This window comes from Pseudomonas arvensis, assembly GCF_056688935.1.
Window position 1 is genome coordinate 2,404,369 of sequence record NZ_CP162038.1, and the last position, 14,491, is coordinate 2,418,859.

General features: G+C 63.6%; 3 protein-coding genes. 2 read left to right on the forward strand and 1 reads right to left on the reverse strand.

Annotated features, from left to right (window positions below; all coding sequences use genetic code 11):
* Positions 1 to 92: 92 nt before the first annotated feature.
* Entirely contained in the window at positions 93 to 10,295 is a 10,203-nt protein-coding gene (locus AB3G88_RS11125; protein ID WP_480454017.1) for a non-ribosomal peptide synthetase, read from the forward strand.
* Positions 10,292 to 13,471 (forward strand): non-ribosomal peptide synthetase, encoded by a 3,180-nt coding sequence (locus tag AB3G88_RS11130; protein ID WP_480454019.1) that lies wholly within the window; start codon positions 10,292 to 10,294, stop codon positions 13,469 to 13,471. The genes AB3G88_RS11125 and AB3G88_RS11130 overlap by 4 nt, the downstream gene beginning before the upstream one ends.
* Before the next feature lie 62 nt (positions 13,472 to 13,533).
* Here the strand turns inward: AB3G88_RS11130 and AB3G88_RS11135 are convergent, their stop codons facing one another.
* Entirely contained in the window at positions 13,534 to 14,487 is a 954-nt protein-coding gene (locus AB3G88_RS11135; RefSeq protein WP_480454021.1) for an alpha/beta hydrolase, read from the reverse strand.
* Positions 14,488 to 14,491: the final 4 nt, after the last annotated feature.

A 14,491-nucleotide genomic window follows, 5' to 3' on the forward strand; every position in this document is an offset into this window, starting at 1 on the left:
CCTCCACCCGCAGCTAATTTTTCCCTCCGCGGTTCGTTTTATAGGGACGACGTGCCTTTGTGCTTCCTGCCTATTGCTCCGGACTCCAACAAATGAATGCTGAAGACTCCTTGAAACTTGCTCGCCGGTTTATCGGGTTGCCCCTGGAAAAACGCCAGCTGTTCCTGCAGGCACTGCAGAAAGAAGGGGTGGATTTCTCCCGGTTTCCGATACCGGCAGGAGTGGATGCCGAGGATCGCCAGGCGTTGTCCTATGCGCAGCAGCGCATGTGGTTTCTCTGGCAGTTGGACCCTGCCAGCGGTGCCTACAACCTGCCCGGTGCGGTGCGCCTCAAGGGCGCACTGAACCTGAAAGCGCTGGAGCAGGCGTTCGCCAGCCTGGTGGCGCGGCATGAAACCCTGCGTACAGTGTTCCAGCGCCAAGCGGATGAGCGTCTGTTGCAAGTGGCAGCGGAGCCGATGCTGGCGGTTGACGTCGTGGATTTCAGTGACTTGGCACCGCACGCACGTGAGCAGGCAGTCAATGACGCAGCGACCCGTCAATCGGTGCTGCCTTTCGATCTGGAGCATGGCCCGCTGCTGCGTGTGCAATTGCTCAAGTTGGACGCGCAGGAGCACGTGCTGCTGCTGACACTGCATCACATCGTCTCCGACGGTTGGTCGATGAACGTGCTGATCGAAGAGTTCATCCGCTGCTACGACGCCCATGAGCGCAACGAAACTCCACAATTGCCGGCACTGCCGATTCAATACAGCGATTACGCCCTGTGGCAACGCCGCTGGCTGGAAGCGGGGGAGCAGGCCCGTCAATTGGCGTACTGGGAGGCGCGCCTGGGCGATGAGCACCCGGTGCTGGAACTGCCGACGGACCACCCGCGCCCGGCCATGCCCAGTTACCAGGGCACCCGCCATAACTTCGCGATTGAGCCGGCACTGGCCGCCCAATTGCGTGCCTGCGCGCAAAAGCACAACGTCACGCTGTTCATGCTGTTGCTCGGTGCCTTCAATGTGCTGCTGCATCGTTACACCGGCCAGGGCGATATTCGCGTCGGCGTGCCGATTGCCAACCGTAACCGTGGTGAAGTCGAAGGGCTGATCGGTTTTTTCGTCAATACCCAGGTCCTGCGTACCGAACTGACCGGGCAAACCCGCGTTGCCGAGTTGCTGCAAGGCATCAAGGAGCACGCCCTCGGCGCCCAGGCCCATCAGGAGCTGCCGTTCGAGCGCCTGGTGGAAGCCCTCAAAGTCGAGCGCAGCCTCAGCCATACGCCGCTGTTCCAAGTGATGTACAACCACCAGCCGGTGGTGGCCGACATTGCCTCCGTCAGTACCGCCTCCGGCCTGGAACTCGCGTTGGTGGAGTGGCAAGGTCGCACCACCCAGTTCGACCTGACTCTCGATACTTATGAGAAATCCGGCACGCTGCACGCCGCATTGACCTACGCCAACGACCTGTTCGACGCGCCGTCCATCGCGCGTATGTCCCGGCACTGGATCAGCCTGTTGCAGGCCATGGTTGCCGATGGCGAGCAGCGCATCGGCGAGTTGCCGATGCTGGCTGCCGAAGAGCAGCAGGTCATGGTGCAGGCCTGGAACCAGACCGCGCAGGCGTACCCGACCGAGCGCGGTATTCATCAACTGATCGAAGATCAGGTCCAGGCCACGCCCGATGCTCCGGCGCTGGCCTTCGGCGCTGTCTCCTTGACCTACGGCGAGCTTGACGCCCGCGCCAACCAATTGGCCCATGCCTTGCGCGAACAGGGGGTTGGCCCCGATGTGTTGGTGGGAATCTGCGTCGAGCGTTCCGTGGAAATGGTCATTGGTCTGCTGGCCATTCTCAAGGCCGGCGGCGCCTATGTGCCGCTTGACCCCGAATACCCCCAGGAACGCCTGGCCTACATGATCGAAGACAGCGGCATCCAACTGCTGCTCAGCCAGCACAGCCTGTTGCCGTCGCTGCCCACTGACGGCATTCAGGTGATCGCCCTGGACCACGCCCCCGGCTGGCTTGACGGCTACAGCAGCGCCTCGCCCGCAGTCGCCATCCACGGGCTGAACCTGGCCTATGTGATCTACACCTCCGGTTCCACCGGCAAGCCCAAGGGCGCCGGTAACAGCCACCGTGCGCTGGTCAACCGTCTGTGCTGGATGCAGCAAGCCTATGGCCTCGACGCCAGCGATGCGGTACTGCAGAAAACCCCGTTCAGCTTTGACGTCTCGGTCTGGGAGTTCTTCTGGCCGCTGATGACCGGTGCGCGCCTGGTGGTCGCGGCCCCTGGCGAACATCGCGAGCCGGCGCGTCTGATCGAGACCATCGGTCAGCACGGCATCACCACCTTGCACTTTGTCCCCTCCATGCTCCAGGCGTTTATCCATGAGCCGGGCGTACAGGGCTGCAACAGCCTCAAGCGCATCGTGTGCAGCGGCGAAGCCTTGCCACTGGATGCGCAACTGCAAGTCTTCGCCAAACTGCCCCTGGCAGGGTTGTTCAACCTCTATGGCCCGACCGAAGCGGCCATCGACGTGACCCACTGGACCTGCGTCGACGAAGGCCGTGACGCCGTACCTATTGGCCGCCCAATCGCCAACCTCGGCACCTATGTGCTCGATGCGCAGCTCAACCCGGTGCCCGCCGGCGTGTCCGGCGAGCTGTACCTGGGCGGCACCGGCCTGGCCCGCAGTTACCACTGCCGTCCGGCGCTGACCGCCGAGCGTTTTGTGCCCAGCCCTTTCGGTGATGGTGCGCGTCTGTACCGTACCGGCGACCGCGTGCGCCAGCGTGACGATGGTGTGATTGACTACCTCGGTCGCCTCGACCATCAGGTCAAGCTGCGCGGCCTGCGCATCGAGTTGGGAGAAATCGAGACGCGCCTGATGCAACACCCAGGCGTGCGTGAGGCAGTAGTGCTGGTGCAGGGCGGCAAGCAGTTGGTGGCCTACCTGGTGCTGGAAGGCGAAGCGCCGACCGACCTCAAGGCCTGGCTGCTCAGCAGCCTGCCGGAATACATGGTGCCTACCCACATGATGCACCTGGCCAAGCTGCCGGTGACCGCCAATGGCAAGCTCGACCGTAAAGCGCTGCCGCTGCCGGACGTGGCGCCGCAGCAGGCGTACAGCGCCCCGGAAAACGCCCTGCAAAAAGCCCTGTCAGCAATCTGGGTCGATGTGCTTGGCGCGGAGCAGGTCGGTCTGGACGACAACTTTTTCGAGCTGGGCGGCGATTCGATCATCTCTATCCAGGTGGTCAGCCGTGCGCGCCAGGCGGGGATTCGCCTCAGCCCGCGCGACCTGTTCCAGTACCAGAGCGTGCGCAGCCTGGCGCTGGTCGCCACCTTTGAACAGGCCAGCGTTATCGACCAAGGGCCGGTCAGCGGCGAGGTCATCCTGACGCCGGTACAGCACGGCTTTTTCGCCGAGGCGATCCCGGCGCGCCACCATTGGAACCAATCCTTGTTGCTGACCCCACGCGAGGCCCTGGACTCGGTGCGCCTTGAAGCGGCGCTGACGCAGCTGATTAACCACCATGACGCCCTGCGCCTGCGCTTTGTGCAACGTCCCGATGGCTGGCAGCAAACCCACGCTGCGCCCGTCGCCGAGCCTGCGCTGTGGCACTCTCATGCCGCCGACGATACGCAACTGGCAGCGCTATGCGACGAAGCCCAGCGCAGCCTCGACCTGACGCAAGGCCCGCTGCTGCGCGCCGCCCTCGTCGCCATGGCCGATGGCACCCAGCGCTTGCTGCTGGTGGTGCATCACCTGGTGGTGGATGGGGTTTCATGGCGCATCCTGCTGGAAGACCTGCAACAGGCTTACCGCCAGGCAACGTTGCCGGCCAAGACCAGCGCCTATCAAACCTGGGCGCACCAACTGCACACCCGCGCGCAAACCCTCGGCGAACAACTGCCTTACTGGCAGGCGCAGTCCATCGACGCCGAGTTGCCGTGCGACAACCCCCGTGGCGGGCTGCAAAACCGCTTGGGCTGCAAGATTGAAACCCGCCTCAGCGCCGAGCAAACCCGTCATTTGCTGCAAGACGCGCCGGCGGCTTATCGCACTCAGGTCAACGACCTGTTGCTGACGGCGTTGGCGCGGGTAGTCAGCCGTTGGAGCGGGCAGGCTGGGGCGCTGATCCAGCTGGAAGGCCATGGGCGTGAAGATCTGTTCGACGCCGTCGACCTGACCCGCACGGTGGGTTGGTTTACCAGCCTGTTCCCTGTGCGTCTGCAGGCGGACGGCGAGCTGTCGAGCGCAATCAAGTCGGTCAAGGAGCAACTGCGTGCCGTGCCCGACAAGGGGCTGGGCTACGGCCTGCTGCGCTATCTGGCTGCGCCTCACGTGCGTGAAGCCCTTTCGGGCCTGGCCGCGCCGCGTATCACGTTCAACTACCTCGGTCAGTTCGATCGCCAGTTCAATGAGTCCGCGTTGTTCGTGCCCGCCACTCAGGGCAGCGGCCAGGCCCAGGACCCCGAAGCGCCGTTGGCCAACTGGTTGACGGTGGAAGGGCAGGTCTATGGCGGCGAACTGGCGCTGCAATGGGGGTTCAGCCGCGAGATGTTCCAGGCGTCGAGCATCCAGCGCCTGGCGGATGATTACGCCGCCGAACTCACCGCCTTGATCCAGCACTGCTGCGAAACGCCCGCCGGGCAGGTGACGCCATCGGACTTTGCGCTGGCAACCCTGACCCAGCAGCAATTGGATTATTTGCCCGTGGCCGGCCCGGCCATCGCCGATATCTACCCGCTGTCGCCCATGCAGCAAGGCATGCTGTTCCACACCCTGTACGAGCCTGAGGTCCAGGCCTATATCAACCAGTTGCGCCTGGATATTGAAGGCCTTGATCTGCTGAGCTTCGGTCGTGCCTGGCAGGCAGCGTTGGACCGGCATGACATTTTGCGCAGCAGCTTTCACTGGCTCGGCCTGGACAGCGCCCATCAAGTGATCCAGCGCCAGGTCGATTTGCAGTTGCAAGTGATCGAAGCCGCGCATCCTGACCTCGACGCCTTGGCCGATGCCGAGCGTCAGCGCGGTTTTGAGTTGAACACGGCGCCCCTGTTTCGCCTGATGTTGGTGCGCGGTGCCGGTACGGGCTGGCACATGATTTTCACCAGCCATCACATCCTGATGGATGGCTGGAGCAATGCCCAGTTGCTTGGCGAAGTCATTGCCGACTACGCAGGCCACGTTTTGCCCGTGCCGTTGGGACAGTTCCGCGATTACCTGGATTGGCTGCAGCAGCAAGCCTCGGGTGAAATGTTCTGGAGGGAAGCCCTGGCGCCGTTGCAAGCCCCAACCCTGCTGGCTGAAGCACTGCGCGTGCCGGTCGAAGGGGCGGGCATGGCTGACCATCACACCACCCTGGATAGCCAGTTCACCCGTGCACTCGGCGATTGCGCACGCCAGCACAAAGTCACCCTCAACACCCTCCTGCAAGGCGCCTGGAGCCTCTTGCTGCAACGCTACACCGGTCAGGATTGCGTGGCCTTCGGTGCCACTGTTGCCGGACGTTCGGCGCCGTTGCCGGGTATCGAGCAGCAACTGGGCCTGTTTATCAACACACTGCCGATCATCAGCGCGGCCTCGCCGGCCCAGTCCGCCGCCACTTGGCTCGCTGAGCTGCAAGCGCTGAATCTCAGCCTGCGCGACCATGAACACGTACCGCTTTACGACATCCAGGGCTGGGCCGGTCAACCCGGTGGCGCACTGTTCGACACCTTGCTGGTGTTTGAAAACTTCCCGGTGGCGCAAGCGCTCAAGCAAGGCGCGCCGGCAGGCCTGACCTTTGGCAAGATGCATAACCATGAGCGCACCCACTACCCGCTGACCCTGGGCATCGAGCTGGGGACCGGCTTGCGCCTGGAGTTCAGCTACGACCGGGCGCGGTTCACCGAGCAACAGGTCGCGCAATTGAGCGCCAATCTGCAGCACCTGCTGGTGCAACTGGTGGCGGATACCGAGGTGCCACTGGGCAACCTGCAATTGCTGGACAGCAGCACGCAGGCTTCGCTGCTCGCCATCAGCCAATCCCCTGGCACGCCCCGGCGCCAGGTGCGCGTGCATGAACGCATCGCCGCCCAGGCCCAGGCCACCCCGGATGCGCTGGCGGTGCAGGCAGGCAGTGAACGCTTGAGCTATGCCCAGCTCAATCAGCGGGCCAACCGCCTGGCTCACCGCCTGCTGGAGCAGGGCGTGGGCCCGGGCCAGCGCGTAGGCCTGGTTTCCCGCCGTGGCCCGCAGTTGATCGTCAGCCTGCTGGCGGTGCTAAAAAGCGGCGCGGCCTACGTGCCGCTGGACCCCAATTACCCCGCCGAGCGCCTCAGCTACATGCTGGCAGACAGCCGTCTGAACCTATTGCTCAGCGAGACCGGGTTGCTGGCAGAGCTGCCATTGCCCCATGGGCTCAAACGTGTGGATTTCAGCGCTCAGGGTCAAGAGCTGGCGGGTTACCCGTCGACCAACCCAGCCAACCACGCCACCGCCGCCGACCTCGCCTATGTGATCTACACCTCCGGCTCCACCGGCCAACCCAAGGGTGTGGCCATCGATCATGCTGCACTCGATCAGTTCTGCGACACAGCGGCGGATTACAGTGCGCTGACGCCGGCCGACCGCGTGCTGCAATTTGCGACGTTCAGCTTCGACGGGTTTGTCGAGCAATGCTATCCGCCGCTGTGTGTCGGCGCGGCGCTGATCATGCGCGGCGATGAGCTGTGGGACGCCGGGTTGCTGGCGCGGGAAATCGTCGAGCAGGGCGTGACCCTGGCCGACCTGCCCGCGGCCTATTGGTACTTGCTGGCCAAGGAATGCGCTGTCGATGGTCGCACCCTGGGCAACCTGCGCCAGCTGCATGTCGGCGGCGAAGCCATGGCCGTGGAGGGCGTACGTGCCTGGCACGAGGCCGGGTTGGGCAATGTTCGTTTGGTGAACACTTATGGCCCGACCGAGGCCACCGTGGTCTCCAGCGTGCATGAATGCCAGCTTGCAGATGCCAATGACGCCTTCGGCATGCCGATCGGGCGGGCTATCGACGGGCGCTCGCTGTACGTACTGGACAGCGGATTTGAATTGCTGCCCACCTGCGGCGTCGGCGAGCTGTGCATCGGTGCTGCGGCGGGCTTGGCCCAGGGCTACTTCGATCGTCCGGCGCTGACCGCCGAACGCTTCCTGCCGGACCCGTTCTCCGGCGTGCCGGGATCGCGGCTCTACCGCAGCGGCGACCTGGCTCGCTACAACGACAACGCGGCCCTGGAGTACGTGGGCCGCATTGACCATCAAGTGAAAATCCGTGGGTTCCGGATCGAGATGGGGGAAATCGAAGCCTGTCTGCAAGCCATGCCCCAGGTGCGCGAGGCGGCTGTGATTGCGTTGGACGGGCCAACCGGTGCGCAGTTGGTCGCCTATGTCGTGCCCCAGTCGAATGCCTTGGAGGCGCAAGCCTTGACGGCGGCTTTGCGTCAGTCCTTGCCGGACTACATGGTGCCGAGTTTCCTGATGCTGATCGACCTGTTGCCTCTGAGCCCCAACGGCAAGCTCGACCGAAAAGCCCTGCCAAAACCGGATGTCAGCCAACGGCAAAAACACTATGTGGCACCCCGAACGGCCCTGGAAACCCAGGTCGCGCAGGTTTGGCAAAACGTGCTGGGGCTGGAACAGGTTGGGCTGGACGATCACTTCTTTGAGTTGGGTGGGCATTCGCTGCTGGCCACCCAAGTGGTTGCACGCCTGAAGACGCTGCTGGCCTGCGACCTGACCCTGCGCGACCTGTTTGGTGCGCCGCGATTGGCAGACTTTATCGCGGCAGTGGCCACGCGCACCGGGCAGGACGCGGCACCGGCGCGCAGCCCGTTAGTGGCCCACGGCGAAAAAACCAGCGCGATGCTTTCTCTGGTGCAGCGCCGGCTATGGGTAGTGGAACAGCTGTCGCAGGCCAGTGGCGCCTATGGCATGCCGCTGGCCGTGCGCTTGCGCGGCGAGTTGTCGGTGCCGCTGCTGATCAGCAGCCTGGCACAGGTGATTGCCCGCCACGAAACCCTGCGCACGGCCTACATCACCGACGAGGAGGGTGATCCGCTGGCGGTCATCGCCGCGCACGTAGAGGTCGACTTGCCGGTATTGGACTTGTCGTCCCTGGATCCGGCCGAGCAGCAGCGCCGGGTCGCCACCGCCGTTGAAGCCAACACCCGCCAATCCATCAGCCTGTTGCAGGCGCCCTTGTTGCGTGGACAGGTGCTCAAGCTGGGCCCCACCGAACATGTGCTGCTGTATTCGATGCACCACATCATCTCCGATGGCTGGTCGATGGCGGTGCTGGTCAATGAACTGGTGGGCTTCTACGGCCGGGCGAAGGCGGGGGTGGTTGAGCCGCTGCCTGCGCTGCCGGTCCAGTACTCCGATTACGCCCTCTGGCAACACCAACTGCAACACACCGGCGTGCTGGCCGCGCAGGCGCGTTACTGGGAGCAGGCACTGGCCGGGCACAGCGGCGTATTGCAATTGCCCACCGACCAGCCGCGCCCCCAGGCGCCGACCCATGAAGGTCGCGACCTAGGCTTCACGCTGCCCGTGGCGTTGCACGAAGGGCTCAAGGCGCTGTCGGCGCGTGCCGGTGTCACGCTGTACAGCACGATGCTGGCCGCGTTCCAGATCCTGCTGCATCGCCTCAGCGGCAGCGATGACGTGCTGGTCGGCGCCGACGTTGCCGGGCGCCAGCAGCCTGAGCTGGAAGGGCTGATCGGTTTCTTCGTGAACATTCTGCCGCTGCGCTCGACCTTTGCGCCGCTGCAACCGTTCAGCGCTTTCCTGGCCACCACCCAAGGCACCGCGCTGGACGCTTTCGATCACCAGGACCTGCCCTTCGACATGATTGTGGAGGCCTCGCCACGCCCGCGCCAACGGGGTTTCAACCCGCTGGTACAGGTGCTGTTCGTCATGAACAACCTGCCGGTACAGGGTGGCCGGATGGACGGGATCGAGGTTGAAGTGCTGCCGACTCGTGGCGGTTACTCCAAGTTCGATATGGCCCTGTTCATCGATGAGGACGCAGGCGGCGTGCACGGTACCTGGCAGTACGCCAGCGACCTGTTTGAACAACAACGCATCGAGTCCTTCGTCAACGCCTGGACGGGAATTCTTGAACAAATTGTGTGTGATCCGAACATTCAATTAGGGGATATCACCATGCCTAGCAACACTGTTGAACACGCCACGACGCCCGTACCGCCAGCCATCAAGGCCGACAAGCTGGGCAAGTTCCTGAAAAAATCCCAAAGCCGCACCGACAAGCCTGCCGGCGCGCTGATGCGTGAATCGCTGTTGGTCCCCGGACAGGATTTTCCATTGCTGATGGAACCCACCGATCCGGGCCTGGACCTGGTGGCTTGGATCAAGGACAACCGCGCCCTGGTGGAAGAGAAGCTGGCCCGCCACGCGGGGGTTCTGTTCCGTGGATTTGCCCTGCGCGATATTCATGACTTCGAAGCGTTTGCTGAAGCCGTACAGCCGGGCCTCTATGGCCAATACGGCGACTTGCCGAAAAAAGAGGGCGGTAAGAACACCTACCGGTCCACGCCGTACCCCGAAAAGAAAATGATCCTGTTCCATAACGAAAGCTCCCATCAGGACCGCTGGCCGCGCAAGCAGCTGTTCTTCTGCGAGCAGCCATCGCCAATCGGCGGTGCCACGCCGGTGGTGGACTGCCGGCAGATGTACCTCAAGTTGCCGGCGACGATCCGCGAGCGTTTCGAGGACAAGGGGTTGCTGTACGTGCGCACCTTTGCCGACAAGCTGGACGTCTCCTGGCAGCACTTCTTCAAGACCGACGTGCGTGCCGACGTCGAAGCGCGTTGCCGGGCGGCGGGCATCGCCTGGACCTGGCTGGATAACGATGAACTGCAAATCCGCACCCCGTGCCCGGCGATCATCCGGCACCCGGTGACGGGGGAAAAAACCTTCTTCAACCAGGTTCAGTTGCATCACATCTTCTGCCTGGACCCGGACGTGCGCGAAGACTTGCTGGCGCTGTTCGGCGAGCAGCGTATGCCCCGGCACGTGTACTACGGCGATGGCTCGCCGATTGAAGACGAGGTCATGGCCCTGGTGGGCGAGCTGTACGAAGCCTGCGCAGTGCGGTTCGACTGGCACAAGGGCGATGTCATCCTGCTGGACAACATGCTGGCTGCTCACGCGCGGGATCCTTTCGAAGGCCCGCGCAAGATTGTCGTGGCAATGGGCGAAATGATTGAACGCAGCGCGCTGAACGTGGCGCACAGCGAGACCGAAAAGGAAGAGGCCGGAGCATGAGTACTGCACAACAGGGCACCGTGGACGCGGGACTGGCGTTGCTGGTCGAACAGCAACAGCATCTGGACGCCCGGCAACAGGGGACGAACTGGGGCGATCTGAGCCACTGCGTGAAACTGGATATTCGCGGCGAACTGGACCCGGTGCGCCTGCAACACGCGCTCGACAGCCTGGCGGTGCGCCACGAAGCATTGAGTGCGCAATTTGCGCCCGTCAGTGGTTATCACGGATTGCGCCAGCGGGTCGCGCCGGCTGAAGCGGTGAGCTTGACCCAGTGGCTCGACGTGGCGTCGCCCCAACAGGTGGTTGCACGCCAACAGCAGTGGTGGCGGCAGCAACAGCCGCTGATCGGCGCGTTGTTACAGCGCCTGGAAACGGACCACTGGCAACTGCTGATAGGCGTGGCGCGTTATGCCGCGGATGCCGGGACCCTGGCCCTGATCCAGCAGGAGTTGGTGGCCGCTTATGGGCAGCAAGGGTTTGAAGAGGACGAACCGGGGCAGTTTTCCCAGTACCTGGAATGGCGCAGCGAGGTGATCTTCGACGAAGACGCAGACACCGCCAAGGCTTACTGGCAGCAGTACCTGCAAGGGCACGAGAATCTGGTCAACGGGCCAGACTTGCCCTATCGCCTGACCTGCGCAGAAGTCCTGCCGGCAGAACGCTTGAGCGTGCCACTGGATCAATCGTTGTTGGCCCGCCTGCGCACGGTGGGGCTGCCGCTGGACGTGCTGATACACGCCGCCTGGTGGGTGCTGCTGGCACGCATCAGTGGTCGCGACTCTTTCCTGGCGGGCTGGCGGCATGATGCGCGCCAGGACTATGAGTTTTTCAGCCACAGCCTGGGCCTGTTCGAGAAAACCCTGCCGTTGGCGATTCGTATTGATCCGGCCAGCACTTTCCGTGAGCTGGTGACCACCCTTGCCGCACAGTTGGATCAGCACCGCACCTGGCAGGAATACTGGGCACCGTTGTCATTCCCCCAACAGGCCGCGCCTGCGGTCGGTTTTGGCAATCGGTTGGTGTCGGCACCGCTTGAAGTCGCCGGGACGGTCTGGGCGGGCAGCGACCTGCCGGCCCGTCTGCCTGAGTTCGAGTTGGCACTGCAGCTGGAAATCGCCGTGTCGGGCGAACCTCAAGGTTTATCACTGGACTTCACTCCCGCACGCTATTCGGCGCACGCCGTCGAGACGCTGTTGGGCCAGCTGCGCCAGTTGCTCCACAGCATTGCCGATAAACCGGATGAAACCCTTGCGCGTCTGAACCTGCTGGATAACGAGGAAAAGAGCCGGTTGCTGGCGCTGAACCCGCCGGTTCAGGGGATGCAGGCGCTGCAGCTGTTGCCCCAACGTATTGCCGCTTGGGCTGGGCAGACGCCGGATGCCGTGGCGTTGGTCGCGGCGGGCCAGACCCTCAGCTACGCCGAACTGGACGCCCGCACCGCGCAATTGAGTGCCGAATTACTAAGCCAGGGTGTGAGCGCTGGGTCGATTGTGGGCCTGGCGCTGCCGCGCTCGGTGGAACTGGTCGTCGCTATTCTCGCCACCTGGCGTGCGGGCGCAGCCTATCTGCCGCTGGACCCGCAATGGCCAGTGGCGCGCCAGGCTGAAATCGCACGGCACGCCGCCGCGAGCCTGATTCTGGTGGCACACGCGCCGAGCCAGGACGATCCGCTGACCTCGTTCAAGCTGCTCAACCTGGGCGACGCGACCCTGGATGTGCCGGCGGCCCCGGCGGTATCCGTGCAGGCCCATGATGTCGCGTATGTGCTCTTCACCTCCGGCTCCACCGGCCAGCCCAAAGGCGTGGTGATCGAGCATGGCGCGTTGCTCAGCTATGTCGCGAGCAGCAGTCAGCAATTGGGCCTGTCCGCCTGCCGCGATTTTGCCTTCAGTTCCACGGTAGCGGCGGACCTGGGCAACACCACCTTGTTCGGCGCGCTGTACAACGGCGCTACGCTGCACGTCGCGGATGACGTCACCCTGCAAGATCCCCAGCGCTTCGCCGGGTTCCTGCGGGAAAACCGCATCGATTGCCTGAAAATCGTGCCTTCACACCTGGCCGCCTTGCTTGAGGCTGATGCCGCCGTATTGCCTGGCACGCTGGTGCTGGGCGGTGAAGCCATCGGCGCAAGCCTGGTGCAGCGCATTCGCCAGCTGCGGCCCGACTGCCGTGTATTCAACCATTACGGCCCCACCGAAGCGACGGTGGGGGTGATGGTGCATCCGTTACTCCCCGCTGAGGACGTGACCCATGGCGTGCCGCTGACACAGGTGCTCGCCGGCAACCAGGTGTTCGTACTCGGTGCGGACGCACAACTGCTGGCGACGGGGGAACTCGGTGAGTTGTTCATCGGTGGCCGACAGCTGTGCCGAGGCTACTTGCAGGGCGAGGCTGACGCAGATGCGTTTATCCATAGCCCACTGGTGGGCGGCGAGCGCCTTTACCGCACGGGAGACCTGGCCCGTTACCGTGTGGAGGGTGGCGTGCAGTTGTATGGCCGCCGTGATCATCAGGTCAAGGTGCGGGGTTTCCGCATTGAGCTGGCGGAGATAGAGGCGCAGTTGCTGCGGTTGCCCGAGGTCAGTGAGGCCGTGGTGGTGCTGGTGCAGGAGGAGCCGCAAGCGTTCGTGGTCATGCGTGCGGCGACGGCAGAGGACGCAGGGCCTCAATTGAAAAACCAACTGGCTCAGCACCTCCCGGCGGCCATGGTGCCACGCCAGATTGTGAGCCTTGAACGCATGCCGCGCCTGCCAAACGGCAAGGTTGACCGCAAGGCGCTGCAGCACGCTCAACCCGTGGTTTCCCAGACGCTGTACGTCGCGCCACGGGATGCGCTTGAAACGCTGTTGTCCACGCGCATGGCCCAATTGGTCGGTTTGGAACGGCTGAGCATCGAGGAGGACTTTTTCGCCGCAGGCGGGCATTCCTTGTTGGTGATCAAGCTCGTGGCAGGTATCCGCAAACTGCTGCAATGCGAGATTCATCCGGGTGTGGTGTTTGATCACCCCAGCGTGGCGGCACTGGCGCGGGTGCTGCGCGAGCGTGAGAGTGTCGCGGGGCAGTTGGAGAAAATCGCCCAGGCGCGTTTGCGCCTGGATGCAATGACCCCTGAAGAGAAAGCGGCGCTTGTGGAGAAGGCCAAGCAGTTGCAAGCGAGCAAGGAGCAGGGATAGGCATATGAAACGGGGCTGGCAATCAGCCCCGTTGGTTAATGGCGGGAATGCTCAAGTGGCGCTTAGCGCTGTTCCCCCAACCAGCTCAACACCCCTTCATAGATACCCGCAACCGCACCGGTAATACCGTTCATGCGCAGAAAGTCATGGGTCAACCCCGACTCTACGTGCAGGCTCACCGCTGTGCCGCTCGCCGCCAGCATCTGGGCGTAAGCCTGTCCTTCGTCATACAGCGGATCGTATTGGGCCAGGCTGATATAGGCCGGGGCCAATGCTGTCAGCCCCTGCGCCAGCAGTGGCGAGACCCGCCAGTCGAGGCGCTGTTGGGCATCCGGGCAATAGTGGTGGTAGAACCATTGCAGCGTGGCCGTTTCCAGCAGGTAATCCTCGGCATACTGGCGATGGGAATCACGCTGCCGCGAGGTATCGGTGACGGGGTAAAACAGCAACTGGGCCCAGGGTTTGAACGCCAGTTGCAGCGGCGCTTTCACTGCGGTGATCGCCAGGACGGTCGCCAGCGTTGCCCCCACACTGTCACCTGCCAGGGTAATCCGGGTGTTGTCCAGTTGCAGGTTGCCAGCCTGTTCGGCCAGCCAATTGGCGGCGTCAAGGCTGTCGTTGACAGCGGTCGGGAAGCTCGCCTGTGGCGCCAGACGGTAAGCGGGCGCGAACACCGCGTACTCGCCGCTGGCCGCGAGCCTGCGGCAGATGGAGTCGTGGGAGTCCAGGCTGCCCACCACATAACCGCCGCCGTGGAAATACGCAATCACCGGCAATTGCGCGGTGCCCGGCGCCCGGTATAGGCGGGCGGGCAAGGCATGGCCATCGCGGGCGGTGAACGTCAGTTGGCTGACCACCACCGACCCTGGCGGGCTGGGGTCGAGAATGGCCGAAGTCTGTTCGAACTCCCGCCGTGCCTGTTCAACACTCAGTGCGTGCATGGGTTGGCTTTTACCGGTCAGGCGACCCATCTGTGCCAATTCCAGAAAACCTTCGAGATCAGGGTCCAGGGGCATTGCA

Coding starts and splice junctions, on each gene's coding strand:
- AB3G88_RS11130 (WP_480454019.1), top strand. CDS start 10,292: ATGAGTACTGCACAACAGGGCACCGTGGACGCGGGACTGGCGTTGCTG.
- AB3G88_RS11135 (WP_480454021.1), bottom strand. CDS start 14,487: ATGCCCCTGGACCCTGATCTCGAAGGTTTTCTGGAATTGGCACAGATG.
- AB3G88_RS11125 (WP_480454017.1), top strand. CDS start 93: ATGAATGCTGAAGACTCCTTGAAACTTGCTCGCCGGTTTATCGGGTTG.